We start from the raw sequence: 21,328 nt of genomic DNA on the forward strand, positions 1-21,328 counted from the left end.
CTTTGCTGAAGCACTCGAGGCATTTCGCACTGCTGTATCTTTTCGTTTTGTCCACTGGCTTGCCCATAATACTGAGGTATTTTCTGCTTATAAAGCTAGTTTAGGCTTTGTTTGGGCTTGAGTTTTGTTTAAGTACCGCTATCAAGACTTTGATTTGATGGAGAAATATTTGTGGAAACAGATAAATAGTTTTTCCACCATTGGTTTTATCGGTTATGCGTCATCCCAAGGGGAATTAATCGGAGTAGAGAGATTAGATAATAATCAAATTGACTTAAATTTGATGGATAAAAGTTTACCTAACAATTTACGTATTTATAATACCGATGATGAAGGTAATAGAATAGGTCAAAAAGAGATTATTCCTGATTTTATTAGTGAAAATCGTCCTTGGTATCAACAGGCAATAACCGCAGGAGAAGCCACATGGAGCGACATTTTTATTTATAAAGGAACTCCTCGTTTAGCTATTTCCGCCGTAGTACCTATTTATGATCAAAATGACCAATTAGAAGGAGTTTTATTCAGTGATGTACTATTATCTTTGGTTAGTAACTTTTTAAATACTTTAACCATTGGAGAAAATGGTGACATATTTATTATGGATTCTTCTAGGAATTTAATTGCTAGTTCTATGGAAAATCCTTTTGTAATAACTAATCCTGAAGCTGATAAACTGAAACAAATTGCAGAGAGGGTAAATATTGCTAACAGTGAATCATCACAAGTACAGGAATTGAACACTAAAATTAGTGATAATTTAACCCAAATTAATGCTCCAGAATTTATACAAACTCATTTAGACAATACACCTTATTTTGTACAAATTTTTCCCTTTAACAATAACCTCGATCAACAATGGTATGTAGTAATTTTATTGCCAGAAGAAGATGTGATGGGAGAAGTACAAGAAAATATGAGAATTACTATTCTAATTTGGTTAATCACCTTAGTAGTTTCTTTACTAATTGGATTATGGACAACTAACTATATTACTAATCCTATTTTGGAACTTAATAGAGCGGTAAACCATTTTAAAAACGGTAATTATGACCAATCTATTAAGGTTAAAAGAAATGATGAATTAGGCAATTTAGGAAATGCTTTTAATGAGATGGCACAAACCATTCAAAATTTACTAAATGATTTGGAAAATAAGATAGCCTCAAGAACAGAAGAATTAGTTAAAGCAAAGGAAAAAGCAGAGGTTGCTAACCATGCTAAAAGTGAATTTTTAGCTAATATGAGCCATGAATTACGTACTCCTTTAAATGGGATTTTGGGTTTTACTCAAATTATGTTAAGGTCTAATGATATTCCTCTTGAACATCAAGAAAGTATTAATATTATTAACCGCAGTGGAGAGCATTTATTGACTTTGATTAATAATATCTTAGATTTATCTAAAATTGAAGCTGGAAAAATAACCTTAAATTTAGAAAAATTCGACTTATATAAGTTATTAGATGATATTGAAGATATTTTTAAATATAAATGTGAAAAAAAAGGTTTACAATTAATTTTTGAAAGATTAGATGATTTACCCCGCTTTATTGAAGCTGATGCACCAAAATTAAGACAAATTTTATTTAATTTAATTGGTAATGCTACTAAGTTTACTGATCAAGGAGGTATATCGGTACAAATTGCTAATGTTCATAATTCCCTAGTTGAGATTGAGATAGAAGAAACTCAGGTTAAATTTTTATTTATTATTAGGGATACTGGGAGGGGAATAAGTGAGAATGAATTAGAAAATTTATTTAAACCATTTTCTCAAACAAAAACGGGCAGAGAGGTTAATGATGGGACTGGTTTAGGGTTGTCTATTAGTAAAAAATTTGTAGAGTTAATGGAGGGAGAAATTAATGTTTCTAGTGAAGAAAATGTAGGTAGTATTTTTTCTTTTTCTATTAATGCTGATGTAGTTTCTGAAGAGGAAATTCAGGTTAATAATCCTAGTTTACAGGTGGTTGGTATTGAGGAGAATCAACAACAATATCGAATTTTAATTGTGGATGATAAAGAAATTAATTGTCAGTTATTATTAAAATTATTAGAGCCTTTTGGGTTTAATTTAATAATAGCAAATAATGGTCAAGAGGCGATCGCCCTTTGGGAGGAATGGCAACCCCACCTAATTTTTATGGATATGAGAATGCCCATTTTAGATGGCTATGAAGCAACAAAAATTATTAAAGGTACAGTAATGGGTAATGCTACGGCTATTATTGCCGTTACCGCTAGTGTTTTGGAGGAGGAAAAAGCGGTTATTTTATCGGCGGGGTGCGATGACTTTGTCCGTAAGCCTTTTCGCCAAGAAACCATTTTTGAAATGTTAACTAAACATTTAGGAGTACGTTTTATTTATAGTCAAATTTCATGTAATAAATCTTTTTCCCATGTCAAGGAATTGAAACCATCAGATTTACTCACCATGTCCCAAGAATGGTTAAATAAACTATATCAGGCTAGTATTGATTTAGATGAACCATTAATACTAGATTTAATTGAGCAAATACCGAAAACAGAAACCTATCTAATTGACGGTTTAGTGAAAATTGTTGATTCTTTGGAATTAGATAAAATTACTAATTTGATTGAAGAATTATAATTAAGATGTGAAAAAAATTCTTTATTTAAGATAGATAGATAGAAGGCAAAAGATAATAATTAAAATTAAACAATAATAGATATTTAACTTTCTTGATAATGTCAGAAAATAACCAATATAGTATTTTAATTGTAGATGATATAGCAGAAAATATTAAAGTTTTAGCTAACATATTAAGCTCTTCTAATTACAATGTTAGGAAAGCCCTCAGTGGAAAAGTTGCTCTACGTTCAATAAACTCTAATCCCCCTGATTTGATTTTATTAGATATAAAAATGCCTGAAGTGGATGGTTATCAAGTTTGTGAAGCCATAAAAAATGATCCTTTTACCCAAGATATTCCCATAATTTTTATTAGTGCTTTAAATGAAGTTTTTGATAAAGTGAAGGCTTTTCAAGCAGGAGGTGCAGACTATGTCACTAAACCATTTCAAATTGAAGAAGTAATTGCAAGAATTGAAAATCAATTGACTATTCAAAAACAAAAAAAGTTACTAGAAAAAGAAATAGTAAAAAGACAGGAAGCAGAAGAAATTTTATATCAATCAAGGGCATTACTCGCCAGTATTCTTAATACTTCTTTGGATGGTGTAGCGGCACTTCAGGCGGTAAGAAAACCGTTAAGCACTGAAATCGATGATTTTCGTTGTCTAGTGGTTAATCCAGTATTTGCCAAAATGATCAATACCCATGAAAAAAATTTAACGGGTAAATTGGTGGGTAAAAAATTGATCAATAAAATAAATTCGAGTCTATTTGATAAGTTAAAAAAATTGGTGGAAAATGGTGGTTTTTTATCGGAAGATATTTACTTAAAAACAGGGGATAAAAGTACGTGGTATCATTTCATTGCCAATAAACTAGGAGATGGCTTTTCTTTGATAATAAGGGATATTACCAAACGAAAACAAATGGAATTACAGTTAAAATTCCTTGCCAATAGTGATGGTTTAACAAGGATTGCCAATCGTCGTCTGTTCGATACAACCATGAAGAGTGAGTGGAATCGACATTTGAGACAGGAACATTCTCTATCGTTAATTATGGCCGATGTGGACTATTTTAAGGCTTATAATGATGCTTATGGGCATTTACAGGGAGATGAATGTCTTAGGCAAATTGCCCGTTGTCTTCACGCTACGGTCAAGCGGGCGGGGGAATTGGTGGCACGATTTGGGGGGGAGGAGTTTATTATAATTTTACCTCAGACTTCAGTTCAAAATGCGATCGCCCTTGGGCAGTCTATTCAAAAAAATATTAGTCAGTTAAATTTAAACCATGAATATTCTGAGGTAAGTGATAGGGTGACATTAAGCATCGGTATTGCCAGTACCATTCCGACGAAGAATCAATGTCTATCAAATCTAATGGAATTAGTTGATCAAGCTCTTTATGGGGCGAAGAAAAAAGGTAGAAACTGCATTATTGCAAGGGAGTTGAAATAATTTTTGTTCGTTAGCTAAAAAGTTGATTAAAATATAGACAATTTATGAGCATTTACTATTTACCGTATATTACCAAGCCATGACTTATTCATCATCCCATGCTTCTCAATGGCAATGGAAATCCACTCCTGAAGGAGATTTTTTAACTTGTGAGTTGTTAAAAGATTGGTGTCATGGTTTTTTTTCAGCAGATTTTCTAGGAAAACCCCCTGAAGTCTTGAGTCAGTATTTAGATAACTCAGCAAGGGCTTTTCGTCTTAAGCAAATTCACACTAATATTATTTTTGCCACCTCAACCATAGAAGTCAAGGAAGATGGGGAAGGTAAAATGATTTACTCCCAAGGAGATGGAATTATTTCGGAAAAACCCCATGAGTCGGTATGGGTTGCTAGTGCTGATTGTACCCCCGTTTTAATAGCCGATCGCACTTTAGGTAAAGTCTGTGCCATTCATTCTGGTTGGCGTGGTACTGCGGCTAAAATTGTACCAGAGGCGATCGCCCTTTTTCACCAATTAGGCTCAAAAAAAGAAGACTTACTATTTGCCCTAGGCCCTGCTATCCATGGGGAAGTGTACCAAGTAGATACCCCCGTAGCCGTAAAAGTATTATCAACCATTTTGCAGGGAACAGACCAAGAAATTTTGGCTCAAGGTTATGAAAGTAATAATCAAGTTATCTTAAATGATGACCAAGAAGGAAAAGTCAGATTAAATGTTACCCAAGTAATTAACTCTCAAATTCAACAAAAGGGTATAGATAAAGGGCAAATTGCGATCGCACCTTATTGCACCTATCAAACCCCCGAACGCTTTTTTTCCTACCGTCGCACCCACGAGAAAAATGTCCAATGGTCTGGAATTGTTTCTAAATAGGACTTAATCAACAAATAAAGTTCTAAAGGCAAAGGAGTTGTCAAGGGGAATCAACGCCCTGATACTATTTGTTAGCTAGTTGATCACTAATTTTCCTTAAAACCCCATTAATAAACCGAAAACCATCATCATCAGAATAGGTTTTAGCAATTTCCACCGCCTCATTAATAGCCACCTTAGACTCAATTTGTAAAAAAGCCATTTCCGCCACGGCAATGCGCAAAATATTACCATCAATCAAAGATAAACGATTGAGCTTCCAATCAATCATCACCCCATCCAACATTTCATTAATTTCCGTCTGACGGCGATTAATAGTAGTAATTAATTCAATGGCATACTCCCTAACTTGAGCCTGTTGAGAAAGTTGGACAAATTCGGGTAACTCCAACACACTACCAAGACGATTAATCGCTTTTTGGGTAAGGGCAATGGCATCCTTCAACATCTCCTTGGCACTACCCACATTGGTGGTACGGGTTTCGCTCTTAAAAACTTGTTCATTACTGCGATTTAACTCATCAGACGCACTTTCCAAAGCGCTTTCTACCTCTGTGGTTAAACTGCGGATTGCCCCTATTAATAAATCATTAATTTCTAGTTGCTCAATTTTCTCGGCATTACCACGGACTTGAGCTAAACTAAGTAATGCTAAGACTCTGGCTGTTCTTCTGGGTTGTTGTCTAATGGGCATATTAAACTGGGGTAAAATCTTGTGATAGTGACTAAGAGCTATAAGATTATACCCCAATAAAGGCAGGAAATAAATAATTAATTATAGGTTTAAGGAAGGTTGACTAGAAACCTTAACCCTCTGAGAAGGATTGTTCCACTCTCCTAAATCATCAAATATGGTTAATTCCGTAGGTTTAAATCTCCTCAGGGAAATTTTAATTTCCTTTGCCCCCTCCTCAAGCAAATCATCAATGTAACCCTGTTGATTTTCCCTAGCTTCTTTTTCTGTTAAAAAAGGACCAAAATAATAAGTACATCTAGGGTTTTCGGTGGTTAGGTTAATCCAACAAGCCAATCCCAAAAAATTGAGAATTTGAGTTAAAAGTTCTTTCATGAATGACACCTCGATAGTAGTGTTTGTCTAAGTTTAATCTTATTTATATGTTGCTAACCAAAAGTTTTGAAGCGCTGGGAAAGAATTTTTCCCTCTTACTTAACTTTAGTCGGTGATTTGGGGATCGACAAGGGGGGCATTTACCCAGTTATTTTTCTTTATGGACTATTTTTTGACGGCATACCTCATAAAGACAGATAGCTGTTGCCACGGAAGCATTTAAACTGGGGGTTTTCCCTGTCATGGGAATAGATACTAAAAAGTCACAAGATTTTGCCACCGATTGACTTAATCCTTTATCTTCAGAACCTATTACTAAACCTACTGCCCCCTGCAATTTTGTATTGTGTAAATAGTTACCACTTTCCGCCACAGTGCCATAAATCCAAAATCCTGCTTCCTGTAGGGTGGCGATGGCTTGATTAAGATTTATTACCCTAGCGATGGGGAAATGTTCTAATGCCCCTGCGGCCACTTTCATGACGGTGGAGTTTACCCCCGCTGCCCTGCGTTGGGGAATGATTAATCCTTGCATTCCAAGGGCTTCCCCTGTGCGAATAATGGCCCCTAAGTTATGGGGATCGCTAATCCCATCGGCTATAATGATTACAGGGTCTTGGGTTTGGGCTTTGGCTTGATTTATTAATTGCTCTAATTCTACATACTCATAGGGGGCAACGGTGACGGCAATGCCCTGATGGTTGGCAAAATTAGTAACTTGACTAATTCTTTTGGAATCAACTATGTCAATAACTGCTCCGTTGCTTTTGGCTTCTTGGATAAGGTCGGCAAATCTTTTGTCATAGGCCATTTTACCTGTTACATAGATACGGTTTAAGGTGCGATCGCCCTTTAAAACTTCTAACACAGGATAACAACCATAGATCAAATCTTGGTGTTCATCAGTATCCGAGACAACATCATCAGTTTTTTGAGACTTTAAACGAGGGGCATCATCTCTTTTGCGGGGTTTTTTCTGTTCAGGATAGGCTTTTTTTTGAGAAAACGATTCTTGCTTTTTTTTGGGACGGGGTTTCATGGGAATTGAGTTAAGTAAATAGTTAACGATAAATAGTAAATTTCAGTCCTAATTATGTATAGACGAGAAAATCTTAATCTACTGCTATTATCCATTATCCATTCTTAATTATCAATTAATTTGATTTTATGAATATTTATCCATTCTAGTATTAACAAATGTAAAGAAGTTAGAGGGAAAAATTAACATGATGTAATGTTAAAAAGCTTCAGAAAGATGTATAACAGTATTCGGGAAGTAAAAAAAGACCCATTGACAAAAAACAAATGTAAAAAAATTAAGTTTCTTTACAAATGCTTAACAAAAACTTGGTTTTAAGCTCATAATGTAGGAAACTAATTTGCAAGGGTTTACTCCCAAGATTTAGCCAAAGAAAAAGTTAAATCAGATTTAATAAAACAAACACTAACAAAACTAATTCAATTTAGGAGATTAACTTAAAATGTACGACGCATTCACAAGGGTTGTTTCTCAAGCTGACGCTCGCGGAGAGTTTTTATCTACTTCTCAACTCGATGCTTTAAGCCAAATGGTTGCTGAAAGCAACAAGCGTATGGATACCGTTAACCGTATCACCAGCAACGCTTCTGCTATCGTTACCAACGCAGCTCGTTCTTTATTCGCTGAACAGCCTCAATTAATCGCTCCTGGTGGAAACGCTTACACCAGCCGTCGTATGGCAGCTTGTCTTCGTGACATGGAAATCATCTTACGTTACGTTACCTACGCTATCTTCTCTGGTGATGCTTCCGTATTAGAAGATCGTTGTTTAAATGGACTTCGTGAAACCTACTTAGCATTAGGTACCCCCGGGTCTTCCGTTGCTGTTGGCGTACAAAAAATGAAAGACGCTGCTTTAGCAATTGCTAACGACACCAACAATATTACCCTTGGTGATTGTAGCCAATTAATGGCTGAAGTTGCTACCTATTTTGACCGTGCTGCCGCTGCAGTAGCCTAATTAAATAGCTACCAAAAAGTTAAAAAATCATTTCGTTAACAAACATACAAAATTTAAGGAGAATATTAGACAATGAAAACCCCTTTAACTGAAGCAGTATCCGCAGCAGATTCTCAAGGTCGTTTCCTCAGCAGCACCGAAATTCAAACCGCTTTCGGTCGTTTTCGTCAAGCTACCGCTAGTTTAACCGCTGCTAAATCTTTAACTGAAAACGCTCAACGTTTAGTTGATGGCGCTGCTAACGCTGTTTACAGCAAATTCCCTTACACCACCTCTACCCCCGGTGCTAACTACGCTTCTACCTCTGAAGGTAAAGCAAAATGTTCTCGTGACATCGGTTACTACCTACGCATGGTTACCTACTGTTTAGTAGCTGGTGGAACTGGTCCTATGGATGAGTATTTAATCGCTGGTATCGATGAAATCAACCGTAGCTTCGAGTTATCTCCTAGCTGGTACATCGAGGCTTTAAAATATATCAAAGCTAACCACGGTTTAAGTGGAGATCCCGCTGTAGAAGCTAACTCCTACCTCGACTACGCTATCAACGCTCTCAGCTAGTCCATAGCTTTGATGTGATAACGAGTCTTTTGACAAACAAAAATCCTTATTAAATTAAGGTTGAAATAATAAACATTCATCGTCTGAGATGGTTTGCGAATACGGATTTTACTCTTGTGTTTGTTGACTTTTTCAGGCGATGTTGCCTTTTCTGCCATAAAATATTATTCCCCGTTCCCTATTCCCTGATGAATCAAATTTTCGCTAAGGGCGATCGCACCTTGTAACTTTTGAGTAATACTATTAGCCTTCAACTGCTTGGGGCGGGGTTGTTTAAGGGACGCAAAAAATAATAACTCCGTATTAAGAAGACGAATAAAACGATAGGTTTCCGTTTGCCATGACTGCCATAGAGAAATATTATCTGGGGGAAAATCATGATCAGAAAGAACCATAATTTGTGAGTGTAAAAACTGATTAATTTCTTGCCATGTAGGAGTTTGATAATAGTTATTTATTTCTTGTAAAAGCCATTGATGTTCAAAATTTTTAAGTAAAAGCACCCAACTCTTTACCATAGAAAAATGTGATTTAGATAACATTGTCTTTATATTGCGTTACAATCATATAATTAAGCGTTTTTGATTATACTTAGATTAAAGTCTCATTTCGGCAACCAAGAAAGTCAAAAATATAAAAAATCTTAAGGTTTCCACGAGAGCGAAGCATTACTATCAACATTACTTAATCTGAGTAAATCTCCGTTATTTTTCTAAAACAAAAAAACATAATATCTATCTTCCCTGATTTTAAGCAACATTAAAAAAAACTCCCTCAGAAAAAGAGCATCGAGTTAAATTTAATGAAAAAACATTAGGGAAAAATTGGAATATTTCAACCACTACCCCAAAAACATAACCCTATGACTATTGCAACCCCTAGTAAAGATAAACAAAAAAAAATTCATCTTCCCGAATGGCTCAATCAATGTATGATTGGGAATCAAGAAGATAAAGACAATAACCTTATCTGTCGAGCCTTTGAATATGCCTACCGACTCCACGAAGGACAGTATCGCAAATCAGGAGAGGCTTATATTATTCATCCCATCGCCGTAGCCGAATTATTAAGAGAATTAGGCGGAGACGCAGAGATGATAGCCGCAGGCTTTTTACATGATGTGGTGGAAGATAACGAAGACATAACCCCCGAAGATATAGAAGAATTATTCGGTCACAATGTCAGACAATTAGTAGAAGCCGTCACCAAACTATCAAAATTTAATTTTTCCAATAAAACTGAAAGACAGGCCGAAAATTTTCGTCGAATGTTCCTCGCCATGGCACAGGATATTAGGGTAATCGTGGTGAAACTTGCCGACAGGTTACATAATATGCGCACCCTTGACTTTTTACAACCAGAGAAGCAAAAATTAATCGCTACAGAAACCAAAGAAATTTTTGCACCCCTTGCCAATCGTTTAGGAATGTGGCAGTTTAAATGGGAATTAGAAGACTTAAGTTTTAAATATCTCCATGGAGAAGATTATCAAAATATTCGTAATCTCATCGCAGAAAGAAGAAGTGATAGAGAAACCAGAATTAATCAAGTCATTGACATTATCAACCAAGGATTAAAAGAATCTAATATTAACCCCATCGAAGTAAAAGGGCGCCCCAAACATCTCTATGGCATCTATGAAAAGATGCAACGACAGAAAAAAGAATTTGATCAAATTTTTGACATTGCCGCCCTGCGTATTATTGTAAATACTAAACAAGAATGTTATCAAGCCCTAGCGGTGGTCCATGACGCTTTTCGCCCTATCCCCGGTAGATTTAAGGACTACATCGGTTTACCAAAGCCGAACCTTTATCAATCGTTACATACCACCGTGGTTAGTTTAAATGGCCGCCCCCTCGAAATCCAAATCCGCACCATGGAGATGCACCGCATTGCGGAATATGGTATTGCAGCCCATTGGAAATATAAGGAAGCAGGTAATTCCCAAAATACTAATCTATCTAGTGACGAACAAAAATTCACATGGCTAAGGCAGTTGTTGGACTGGCAAAAGGATTTGAAGGATGCGGAGGAGTATGTTGATAACCTCAAGGAAAATCTTTTTGATGATGATGTTTATGTCTTTACTCCCCAAGGGGCGTTAATTTCTCTCAATCGTGGCTCAACGGCGGTGGATTTTGCTTACCGTATCCATTCTGAGGTGGGAAATCACATGAAGGGGGCGAAAATAAATGGTCGTTGGTTGCCCATGGATCGAATTTTGGAAAATGGGGATATTGTGGAGGTGATTACGGCAAATAATGCTCACCCCAGTCTTGATTGGCTCAATTTTGTGAAAACCCCCACCGCCCGTAACCGCATCCGTCAATGGTATAAGTTATCTCACCGTGATGAAAATATTGCTAGGGGTAGGGAATTATTAGAGAAGGAGTTGGGTAAAAATGGCTTGGAATCTTTGATTAAGTCTGACACCATGATGAAGGTTGCTCAAAAGTGTAATTTTCATAAGGTGGATGATATGTTGGTGGCTTTGGGTTATGGGGAGATTACTTCTACTCAAGTGATTAATCGTCTTCGGGATGAAAATAAAGAACATTCTGTGAACAAACCCGCCAGTCTTGAGGAGGAAACCCTTTTAACTTCTGCTCAGATTCATCATAAGCAGTATAAGGAAATTGATGCTACTAAATATCCCATTGCAGGAATTGAAGGTTTAGAATACCACATTGCAGGGTGTTGTCGTCCTGTGCCGGGAGAGTCTATTGTGGGGGTGATTACCCATCAAAGGGCTATTTCTATTCATCATCATGACTGTCCTAATTTGGCAAATGTTAAGGGCGATCGCTTCATTCCTGTAAAATGGAATAGTCAGCCAAAATCTAACCGTGCAGTTACATATCCTGTGGACTTAATCGTAAAAACCATCGATAGGGTAGGAGTTTTACGAGATATTCTTGGACGACTAAGCGATTATCATATTAATGTTAGCAACGCTTCTGTTAAAACTGATCTAGGTAATCCAGCCTCTATTTTTCTAACCCTAGATGTGAAAGATGCAGAACAATTGAGCAATGTAATCCAAAAAATTAAAAATATTAGCGATGTGCTTAATATTCATCGTGTGAGTGACATTCAATAATTTATACTCCCATTTACCTTGCTTTTATTCCTAACCTCTCCTCTTACTACACAGATGAGAGGTTTTTGTTTCCCTCAAACCCAAAAGGTAGGTTTTGAAAATAATTGACAAGGGACGATCAAAAGTTAATAATTAGAGGTTGATGCTGTTATATAAAACAGTTAGATAAATATTAATGGACTAGATTCCATCTATTCTAAAATGCCTATGTCACAAGAAATTCAGTGGATTAATGCCCTTTCTGTTCAATCATCTTTAGAAAAAGCAGTGGATGAGGTAGTGGAAAAACTACAGGAGCGTTTGACTGGCAATCCAGACTTGGGCATTTTATTTATCTCCTCTGCTTTTGCCAGTGATTATGCAAGGTTATTACCTTTGTTGCTCGATAAGTTTCCCATTCGTTTTCTCATTGGATGCGGAGGGGGAGGCATTGTGGGTATGGAGGATGAGGAACAACCTGCGGAGGTGGAATCTAGTCCGGCTCTGAGCTTGACGGTGGCTTGTTTACCTGATGTGGATTTGAATTTGTTTCACATTCTTCCTGATGATTTACCCGATTCTGATAGTGCGCCCCAAGAATGGTGGGATATGGTGGGGGTATCTCCTGAGGTTGCACCCAATTTTATTTTATTGTCTGACCCTTTTTCGGGGGCTACTAATGAATTAATCGAGGGGTTGGATTATGCTTATCCAGGATCTATCAAGGTGGGGGGTTTGGCTAGTTCTAGTACCATGGGGGTAGCTAGTGGCTTATTTTATCGTACCCCCGATGAACCGCAGGGGTGTTTTGCTACTCAGGGGACTGTCGGTTTAGTGATGAGTGGAAATATTGTGGTAGAGTCCATTGTGGCTCAGGGTTGCCGTTCTATTGGCAAGATTTATCAGGTGACGAAGGGAGAGCGCAATATTATTTTGGAGTTGACTGATAATCAGGGTAATACGGATTCTCCTTTGAATTTTTTGCGGGAGTTGATTAATGATTTAGATACGGAGGATCAAGAATTAGCTCAACATTCCCTATTTATCGGCATTGCTAGGGATGAGTTTAAGTTGGAGTTAAATCATGGTGATTTCTTGATTCGGAATTTAATGGGGGTTGACCCTAAACATGGTGCCATAGCTGTGGGCGATCGCATCAGGCCGGGGCAAAGGGTACGTTTCCACCTCCGAGATGGTAATGCTTCAGCGGAAGACTTAGAAACCCTCCTTGATAACTATTGTGACCTAAAGGACGAACTTCCTGCGGTGGGGGCGTTGATGTTTTCCTGTATGGGTAGGGGCGAAGGGCTATACGGAGAGCCGAATTTTGACTCGGAATTATTACTAGATTATTTTGTCGATATTCCCGTGGCTGGTTTTTTCTGTAATGGGGAAATTGGCCCTGTGGGGGGTTCTACTTTTGTCCATGGTTATACTTCGGTATTTGCTATTTTTTCTCAGCCAGAATAGGGAGAAATAATTGATAATTAATAATGGATAATTGATAATATAGCAATTATCATGGTTACGGGATACAAAATGATCCCGCTAAATCCCCCTTAATAAAGGGGACTTGAGAATAATAAATGTATCTCATAATTATGAAAAACGCTATAAAACTTTTGTCCTTACTCCCAAGTATTATTCCGAACTCAGTTCAATTAATATCCTGTCTTTAAAACCTTTAAAAGAGCTTGGGCTTTCAATTTTATCTCTTCAAATTCTTGATCTTTGTCTGAAAGGGCTGTAATTGCCCCCCCTACTCCGATGGTGGTTTTTTCCTTCGTTGCGATCGCACTGCGAATGACAATATTAAGATCTAGAGTACCATTAAAACTCAAAAAGCCAATGCTACCTGAATAGATACCCCTAGCCTCAGTTTCTAGTTGATCAATAATTTCGAGGGTACGTTTTTTTGGCGCCCCTGTCATCGAACCCCCCGGAAAGATATATCTTAGACAATCGAGGGGGGTAACTCCCTGTTTCAACTTACCCTTAACGGTGGATACCATCTGATGAACAGTGCTATAACTTTCGATCGCCATTAATTTTGGTACAGAAATACTACCAATTTCACAAATTTTACCTAAATCATTGCGCAATAAATCGACAATCATCAGGTTTTCAGCTTTTTCTTTTTCACTAAGGCTCAATTGCTGTTGTAGTTGCCAGTCTTCTTCTTCAGTTTTTCCCCTTCTAACGGTACCTTTGATGGGTTTTGACTCTAACCAACCCTCTTTATCAAGGTGTAAAAAACGCTCGGGAGATGAACAGATAATAGTTATATCATCGCACTGAATAAAAGCACTGTAGGGGGCTGGATTTTCTTTACGCAAACGACCATAGTATTCTAGGGGGTTATCAATGGGTGGTAAGTTTATTTGGTTGGTTAAACAGATTTCATAGCTTTCCCCTTGTTGAATTTTTTCAAAGCAAATATCGATATTATTAAGATATTCTTGTGGATTTCTCGTTAGATTTAATTTTATTTCTGGTTCATTATTTATACTATTATTTTCTTGCTTTTCTATAGGATTAAACGATAGTTGAATTAGTTTTTTTTCTATATTCTCAAACCATTTTTGAGCTTGTATATCTTCTCCTTTTTTTCCTATATATAATAAGTAAATTTCTTTTTTTTGATGATCAAAGGCTAAAGTGCGATCGCCCTTAATTAAATAACAATCGGGAAAAGTAGAGCTATGTTTATTTTCATACCCCGATAATTGTTTTAGCTCATAGCCAAAATAACCTACTAAGCCCCCACAAAAATTAAAAGGCAAAGTATCATCATTACAATAATATTCCCCTAGTAAATTATCTAAATATTCATAAAAATCTAAATTATTAAAAACTTTTTTATTTTCTTTTCTATTAATAGATATTGTATTACTATTAACCTCATATTTTATGGTAAAACTATTATCCCCTTGCGCATCTCCCATAAAAGAAAATCGAGATAAACCTTCCGCAACCATACTACTATCTAGCCAAAAAGCATGATTAGATTGACTATAAAAATGTTTAAAAATTAGTTCGGGATCTAACCAACTATTTATTTTTTGATAATAAATTTGATATTTGCTCTTTTTTTTAGCTATTTTAAATACTTTTTTATAAGATAATTTGTTATTATTATTATTATTATTCTTTTTATGATAATTAATAGTTATTTTTTTAAAATTATTTAATAAATCATAACCATATTGAGAACAGATAGATTCAGGATGAAATTGAACACCCCAAAAAGGCTTAAATTTGTGGCGAATAGCCATGATTAAATGATCATCCGTACGGGCGATCGCCTCTAAATCAGCACCTAAACTATCGACAATTAAAGAATGATAACGTACCACCTCAAAACCAGAAGGAATATTATTAAAAAGAAAATCACCATGATGATAAATTTTACTAATTCTCCCGTGCATCGGTATGGGAGCTTTAATGATAGTTGAACCGTAGAAGTATCCTAACCCCTGATGTCCCAAACAAATGCCCAAAATAGGAATATTTGCCTTAGTTAACACCTCTCCACATACCCCAAAATCTTCTTGTTTAGCAGGATTACCAGGCCCCGGAGAGATGATAATATTATCAAAATTTTCCGCCTTAATTTGCTCCCAACACCATTGATTATTGGTAATAACCGTAGGAGATACTTGATTCACTTGGGCTAATAATTGATAGATATTGTGGGTAAAAGAATCAAAATTATCAATTATTAAACTTCTCATTCAACGCAACAAACATATTAGATTTAAATTTCCCTTAAAATTGTAACTCTTATCTCCTAACTATTTAAAGATAAATATTTCTCTGCCTTTGCACAACCATCAATCAAGATCTACTTTTTTACTCCCATCTACCTAATAAACACCAAGCAACAGTAAAATATAAAATAAAAAGAAAAGCAACTATCTGTATAAATTGATGCAAACTATAGAACAACCCATCGCCTCAAAGGAAGATAAACTATTAGACACCACCATCCACCGTCGTCAAACCCGTGCGGTAAAAGTAGGTAGCGTCACCGTCGGCGGAAATAATCCCGTAGTTGTACAGTCAATGATTAATGAAGACACCCTCGACATTGATGGCTCAGTAGCGGGGATTCGTCGTCTCCATGAGATTGGTTGCGAAATTGTACGGGTAACAGTACCCAGTATGGCTCATGCTAGGGCTTTGGCAGATATTAAGAAAAAACTAGCCGATACCTATCAACCCGTGCCACTGGTGGCAGACGTTCATCATAACGGCATGAAAATTGCCCTCGAAGTTGCCAAACACGTTGATAAAGTCAGAATTAACCCCGGTTTATACGTATTTGAAAAGCCTAAGGGCGATCGCACCGAATACACCCAAACAGAATTTGAAGAAATTGGAGCTAAAATAAAAGAAACCCTAGAACCCTTGGTTATTTCCCTACGAGATCAAGGAAAAGCGATGCGTATCGGGGTAAACCATGGCTCCCTAGCCGAAAGAATGCTATTTACCTACGGAGACACCCCCGAAGGCATGGTAGAATCAGCCCTCGAATTTATCAGAATTTGTGAATCCCTCGACTTTAAAAACCTCGTCATCTCCCTAAAAGCCTCCAGAGTGCCTGTAATGCTTTCCGCCTATCGTTTGATGGTGAAAAAAATGGATGAGCTAGGCATGGACTACCCCCTGCACCTAGGCGTTACCGAAGCAGGAGACGGAGAATATGGCAGAATTAAATCCACCGCAGGGATAGGAACTCTTCTGGCCGAAGGCATCGGCGACACCATCCGAGTATCCCTCACCGAAGCCCCAGAAAAAGAAATCCCCGTCTGTTATAGCATCCTTCAAGCCCTCGGTTTGCGTAAAACCATGGTGGAATATGTAGCTTGTCCATCCTGTGGCAGAACTTTATTTAACCTAGAAGAAGTATTACACAAAGTCAGGGAAGCCACCAAGCACCTCACAGGGTTAGATATTGCCGTAATGGGTTGTATCGTCAACGGGCCAGGGGAAATGGCAGACGCAGATTATGGTTATGTAGGTCGTCAGCCCGGGTTTATTTCCCTTTATCGTGGAAGAGAAGAAATCCGCAAAGTACCCGAAGCCGAAGGGGTTGAGCAACTAATTCAGCTTATCAAAGATGACGGTAGATGGGTTGAACCTTAAAACCATAGGGTGGGCATTGCCCACCAATTGTTAAAAACAAATCAAAAAAGTTCACAATCACAATAAATTCTGATTAGTCATTGTTTGATTCAGTGCTTAAAAACCCTATATATTAACAAAAGTTTACAATAAAGGGCAAAATAAGAACCTATTTTAAGGGAAAATGGATAACGTATAATCTTTTAAATCCCAAGACAATACAGAAAAAAAATATTAGTTTGCCAATTATGAAAAGATTTTTTTTAATAATTTTAGCTGGGATGTTTTTAATGTGGCAGTCTTTCACTGGCACTGCAAATGCACTCAGTTTAAGCGAAGAACTTCGCACCGTTCCTTTAAATGATCAAGGGGATTTAATAACCCTTAGTAACCAAGAAACTCAACTAGGTTCTCAGTTATTTGTGGCTAGTTGTACTCAATGTCATATTCAAGGTAAAACCAAAACTAACCCTAACGTAGGTCTTAGTCTTGAAGCCTTAGCTAATGCTGTTCCTGCACGGGATAACGTTTTAGCTCTAGTGGACTACATGAAATATCCTACTACCTATGATGGGGAAGATGATCTTTCTTTATTACACATGAATACTGACAGAACCGATATTTGGTCTGAAATGAGAAACTATACTGATGATGACCTAGAGGCGATCGCAGGTTATATCCTCATCCAAACCAAAGCAGATCCCAAATGGGGTAAACGTACCCTAATCGAACCGTAATCATTAAACTAGCTGAACTTTTAGGTTTTCCGGGGGCTATATGCCCCTTTTTTGACAAAAAAAAACCCCCCACCGATTAAAGAGAGGGGGTAGAAGAAAAACTAATTATTTTTTCAACCAACTAAACATCGCACGTAAATCCTTACCCACTTCCTCAATAGGTTGTTCAGCTTCCTGACGACGCATCGCAGTAAAACCGGGTTTACCAGCCTGATTTTCTAAAACAAACTCACGGGCAAACTGTCCAGATTGAATCTCACTGAGAATTTTCTTCATCTCCGCACGGGTTGCATCGGTAACCACACGAGGACCACGGGTATAATCTCCATACTCAGCAGTGTTAGAAATACTACTACGCATCGAAGCCAAACCACCCTCAACAATCAAATCAACAATTAACTTAACTTCGTGTAAACATTCAAAATAAGCAATTTCAGGTTGATAACCAGCAGAAACCAAAGTTTCAAAACCAGCCTTGATCAACTCAGACAAACCGCCACATAATACTGCTTGTTCACCAAATAAATCAGTTTCAGTTTCTTCCCTAAAGCTAGTTTCTAAGATACCAGCACGGGTACCACCAACACCCTTAGCATAAGCCATCGCCAAATCACGAGCTTTACCACTAGCATCCTGATATACCGCAAACAGAGCAGGTACACCCTGACCTTGTTCGTAGGTGCGTCTCACAAGATGTCCAGGCCCTTTAGGAGCGATCATTACTACATCCACATCCGCAGGGGGTACAATTTGACCAAAATGGATATTAAAACCATGGGCAAAAGAAAGAACATTACCCGCACTCAAGTTAGGAGCAATTTCATTTTCATAGATGGTGCGCTGAACCTCATCGGGTAAAAGAATCATGATCCAGTCAGCCATAGAAGAAGCCTCAGCCACACTATAAACCTTTAAACCTTCTGCTTCAGCCTTAGCCGTAGATTTACTACCTTCATATAAACCAACAATGACATTAACACCACTTTCCTTTAAATTCAGAGCGTGGGCATGACCCTGAGAACCATAACCGATAATAGCAACGGTTTTATTAGCAAATAAATCTAAGTTGGCATCATTATCATAGTACATTTGAGCCATTATATAATTACCTCAATATAAAATTTTCAATTTAGTGAGCAATCTTATATCATAGCTTATTAGTTGCTAATTAATAATCAGGGTTTAACGAAAAAGAGATTAAGGTGAGCCATAAATTATCTCCATCAAGGTGAGGGAATAGATAGATCAATTATTTCAAGCTAAGATCCAATCCCTCATGCCATGAGACTTAATATTCCTCCTCATACTCAGGCATTTTTTGTTTTTGAGGAATATTAACCTTTTGGGGACGATAATCGTCATCATCATCCCATACATCCTCTTCCATTAAATCAGCGTTATAGTTATCCACCTCACGACTAGCAGACTCATAACGACGGGGGGCAGGTCTTTCTACCGTATCCTCTCCCCAATTATCTCCCTCATACTCCTCCTCATACAAAGGAGCAGAACGTTGACGACGGGCAGGGGGTGCAACGGGGCGTACTTCTTCCCATTCTTCCTCTTCCCAATTATCCCTAGCAATGGCGGGTTGAGTTTTAATCGGGGGTGCTACGGGGCGTACAGGTACCCCTGTAGGTAACTGATTTTCGGGGGGAGTGGTGGGTGCGTAATACATATCATCATCGTCTTTTTCCCAAGGGGGACGACCAATACCCAAACGTTCTAAAACACCTACGGTAATTTGGGTTATGCGCTCCTCTGCCCCTTCAAAAACAATAATGCGGTTAGGGCCACTACTAACTATTTCATCTACAGATATTTCATAGGTACTGATTAATTGATCTGGGATTTGAGGATAGCCCAAAGTAGCAATGGTTAAGGAATCAACCTCTCCTGTTTCTTGGTTAAATTGAAAATCTCTAACTTTTCCTAAAGGTTCACCAGTTTCTGTAACTACTTCACAATTAATTAATGGACTATAAAGCTCTATATTAATATCTTCGATCGCATCTTCACTCTCGACTAATACCACATCTCCTGTTTGGGAAACACTATCAATATACATATACTTAGGAATGCCCGATAATGCCAACATATTATCCCGCAAACCAAAAGCGACTACTTCCCGACGATCAACATCTACTAATACTTCTTTAATTACCCCTAGCCTTTTACCAGTGCTTCGAGTAATCACTTGAGTGTTTAAAAACTCATTGCGTAAACGACTTTGTTCACTTGCCATAATAATTTATATATAAAATACGAACTAAGTTTATCTAATAACCCTTATCCACTGCTAGTCCTATGATATTAACCTAAAATCGATAAAATAGCAGAAAATATAAAGATAAGAGAAACCCAAGGTGCATTTGGGCATAAATAATATACCATTGCACCCTAAGTAACCTTAACCTCTTCTATCTTAAGAGATTTTAATTAGCTTCTGACTCAACAACTTTTTCTGGTTCGTCCTTAAATACCGCTTTAAGTAAGGGGGGAGCGACAAAAGTAGTAGCAATTACCATCACAATAATTGCTGCCTCGGTGGCAGGGGATAAAGCACCACTGGCCGAACCCACCCCAGCAAATACTAAACCAACCTCTCCTCGAGGAATCATACCTACCCCAATGGCAAGTTTATTAATCTCAGGTTTACCCCAGATAGTGAAACCAGTAATTACTTTACCCAAGATCGCCACTACAATAAGGAATGAAGCAATAATTAAACCTTCACGATTACTAGGAATAGCAGGGTTTAATACCCCTAAATCGGTTCTAGCCCCTACACAGACAAAGAAAATTGGCACAAATAAATCTGCCACGGGAATAATCTGTTCTTCCAATTCCTTTCTTTTCTCAGTTTCAGCTAATACCAACCCAGCGGCAAAAGCCCCTAAGATTCCTTCCAATTGAATAATATTAGCTAAATAGGCTAGGACAAAAGCAAAAACGATACCTGTAATGAGTACCTGCCCTCTGGTTTTCATCTGGTTAACTAAACCCACAAGGAAAGGAGAAATTAATCTTCCGATTAAAATAGTACCGATAAGAAAAGTACCAGCACTAACAATGAGGACAATAATTTGGCTTATTTGTACCTCTCCAGTTTTAACTAAGCTACCCACCACCGCTAAAACGATAATCCCTAAAATATCATCTAGTACCGCTGCACCGATAATAATTTGTCCTTCCGTAGAGCTTAATTTGCCCAACTCCGCTAATACCTTGGCGGTAATCCCGATACTGGTGGCGGTAAGGGCTGCCCCTGCGAATACCGAGGGAATTACGGGTAAACCAAAAAGAAAAACTAAACCTGCTGTACCCATAACAAAGGGTGCTACAACCCCCACCACGGCAACGATGGCAGCGGAAGGACCCACTCTGATAAGTTCCTTGAGATCCGATTCTAAACCGATTTCAAATAGGAGAATGATTACCCCCAATTCTGCTAAGACGGAGATAACTTCACTCATACTCTCAAATACTAATTCTGTTCCCCCAGGGGTTAGATTAGCGGTGGACTGGAGTAGTTGAATGATAAGAGAATCGGTGGCTTCCATGCCTCCTTCAGGGAATACAAGGAATTTAAGGGCAGAAACCCCGATGACGACACCCCCCACTAATTCTCCTAATACGGAGGGAAGGTTAATCCTTGAACAAAGTTCTCCCCCTAATTTACTGGCAAAATAGATAATAACTAAACTGAGTAAAACCCCTGCTAAAACCAAGGATGGTTCTGCGGTTTCTGTTTCTGTTGCAAAAATAGGATAAAACCAAGACATAAATTTTTATACTTTCACCCACAAAAATCTTTAT

General features: G+C 37.6%; 17 protein-coding genes. 9 read left to right on the plus strand and 8 right to left on the minus strand.

Annotated elements, in window-relative coordinates; all coding sequences use genetic code 11:
- The first annotated feature begins 157 nt into the window (after positions 1 to 157).
- The 3 genes from ACXITR_RS01305 (at position 158) to pgeF (ending at position 4,933) form a co-directional block, all read left to right on the plus strand.
- The gene (locus ACXITR_RS01305) at positions 158 to 2,614 is read left to right on the plus strand and encodes an ATP-binding protein (RefSeq protein WP_457995429.1); all 2,457 of its coding nucleotides are present in this window, start codon (positions 158 to 160) and stop codon (positions 2,612 to 2,614) included.
- Between the two features lie 98 nt (positions 2,615 to 2,712).
- Entirely contained in the window at positions 2,713 to 4,059 is a 1,347-nt protein-coding gene (locus tag ACXITR_RS01310) for a diguanylate cyclase domain-containing protein (RefSeq protein ID WP_457995430.1), read from the plus strand.
- Positions 4,060 to 4,138: 79 nt separating this feature from the next.
- A complete protein-coding gene (pgeF, locus tag ACXITR_RS01315) occupies positions 4,139 to 4,933 on the plus strand; it encodes a peptidoglycan editing factor PgeF (RefSeq protein WP_457995431.1) in 795 nt (264 codons plus the stop codon).
- 64 nt (positions 4,934 to 4,997) lie between these two features.
- Here the strand turns inward: pgeF and nusB are convergent, their stop codons facing one another.
- The 3 genes from nusB to rlmB all read right to left on the minus strand — a co-directional run bounded on the left by nusB (position 4,998) and on the right by rlmB (position 7,041).
- Entirely contained in the window at positions 4,998 to 5,627 is a 630-nt protein-coding gene (nusB, locus tag ACXITR_RS01320) for a transcription antitermination factor NusB (protein ID WP_457995432.1), read from the minus strand.
- A gap of 81 nt (positions 5,628 to 5,708) precedes the next feature.
- Positions 5,709 to 6,002 (minus strand): DUF1816 domain-containing protein, encoded by a 294-nt coding sequence (locus ACXITR_RS01325; protein ID WP_457995433.1) that lies wholly within the window; start codon positions 6,000 to 6,002, stop codon positions 5,709 to 5,711.
- Between the two features lie 148 nt (positions 6,003 to 6,150).
- Complete coding sequence (rlmB, locus tag ACXITR_RS01330) at positions 6,151 to 7,041, minus strand: 23S rRNA (guanosine(2251)-2'-O)-methyltransferase RlmB (RefSeq protein ID WP_457995434.1); 891 nt, start codon at positions 7,039 to 7,041, stop codon at positions 6,151 to 6,153.
- 442 nt (positions 7,042 to 7,483) lie between these two features.
- Between rlmB and ACXITR_RS01335 the strand changes: the two genes are divergently transcribed.
- Both ACXITR_RS01335 and cpcA read left to right on the plus strand, forming a co-directional pair.
- Positions 7,484 to 8,002 (plus strand): phycocyanin subunit beta, encoded by a 519-nt coding sequence (locus tag ACXITR_RS01335; protein ID WP_457995435.1) that lies wholly within the window; start codon positions 7,484 to 7,486, stop codon positions 8,000 to 8,002.
- 72 nt (positions 8,003 to 8,074) lie between these two features.
- Complete coding sequence (cpcA, locus tag ACXITR_RS01340) at positions 8,075 to 8,563, plus strand: phycocyanin subunit alpha (protein WP_069791191.1); 489 nt, start codon at positions 8,075 to 8,077, stop codon at positions 8,561 to 8,563.
- Between the two features lie 164 nt (positions 8,564 to 8,727).
- On the opposite strand, the gene patD is transcribed toward cpcA, so the two are convergent.
- Positions 8,728 to 9,105 (minus strand): heterocyst frequency control protein PatD, encoded by a 378-nt coding sequence (patD, locus tag ACXITR_RS01345; RefSeq protein ID WP_457995436.1) that lies wholly within the window; start codon positions 9,103 to 9,105, stop codon positions 8,728 to 8,730.
- A gap of 320 nt (positions 9,106 to 9,425) precedes the next feature.
- On the opposite strand from patD, the gene ACXITR_RS01350 reads away from it, so the two are divergent.
- On the plus strand, positions 9,426 to 11,666 hold the full coding sequence (locus ACXITR_RS01350) for a RelA/SpoT family protein (protein ID WP_457995437.1): 2,241 nt from the start codon (positions 9,426 to 9,428) through the stop codon (positions 11,664 to 11,666).
- A gap of 207 nt (positions 11,667 to 11,873) precedes the next feature.
- Complete coding sequence (locus tag ACXITR_RS01355) at positions 11,874 to 13,115, plus strand: FIST signal transduction protein (protein ID WP_457995438.1); 1,242 nt, start codon at positions 11,874 to 11,876, stop codon at positions 13,113 to 13,115.
- Positions 13,116 to 13,306: 191 nt separating this feature from the next.
- Here ACXITR_RS01355 and pabB read toward each other — a convergent pair whose 3' ends face one another.
- A complete protein-coding gene (gene pabB, locus ACXITR_RS01360; RefSeq protein ID WP_457995439.1) occupies positions 13,307 to 15,379 on the minus strand; it encodes an aminodeoxychorismate synthase in 2,073 nt (690 codons plus the stop codon).
- 196 nt (positions 15,380 to 15,575) lie between these two features.
- Between pabB and ispG the strand changes: the two genes are divergently transcribed.
- Both ispG and psbV read left to right on the plus strand, forming a co-directional pair.
- On the plus strand, positions 15,576 to 16,793 hold the full coding sequence (gene ispG / locus ACXITR_RS01365; RefSeq protein WP_457995440.1) for a (E)-4-hydroxy-3-methylbut-2-enyl-diphosphate synthase: 1,218 nt from the start codon (positions 15,576 to 15,578) through the stop codon (positions 16,791 to 16,793).
- A 227-nt stretch (positions 16,794 to 17,020) separates the two neighbouring features.
- Positions 17,021 to 17,509 (plus strand): photosystem II cytochrome c-550, encoded by a 489-nt coding sequence (gene psbV / locus ACXITR_RS01370; RefSeq protein ID WP_457995441.1) that lies wholly within the window; start codon positions 17,021 to 17,023, stop codon positions 17,507 to 17,509.
- Between the two features lie 105 nt (positions 17,510 to 17,614).
- Here psbV and ilvC read toward each other — a convergent pair whose 3' ends face one another.
- The 3 genes from ilvC to ACXITR_RS01385 all read right to left on the minus strand — a co-directional run bounded on the left by ilvC (position 17,615) and on the right by ACXITR_RS01385 (position 21,294).
- Positions 17,615 to 18,607: a ketol-acid reductoisomerase gene (gene ilvC, locus ACXITR_RS01375; protein WP_446682371.1), complete on the minus strand. Its 993-nt coding sequence runs from the start codon at positions 18,605 to 18,607 to the stop codon at positions 17,615 to 17,617.
- A gap of 190 nt (positions 18,608 to 18,797) precedes the next feature.
- On the minus strand, positions 18,798 to 19,754 hold the full coding sequence (locus ACXITR_RS01380) for a PRC-barrel domain-containing protein (RefSeq protein ID WP_457995442.1): 957 nt from the start codon (positions 19,752 to 19,754) through the stop codon (positions 18,798 to 18,800).
- A gap of 190 nt (positions 19,755 to 19,944) precedes the next feature.
- A complete protein-coding gene (locus ACXITR_RS01385) occupies positions 19,945 to 21,294 on the minus strand; it encodes a cation:proton antiporter (RefSeq protein ID WP_457995443.1) in 1,350 nt (449 codons plus the stop codon).
- Positions 21,295 to 21,328 lie beyond the last annotated feature (34 nt).

It is taken from the genome of Cyanobacterium sp., from assembly GCF_054166785.1.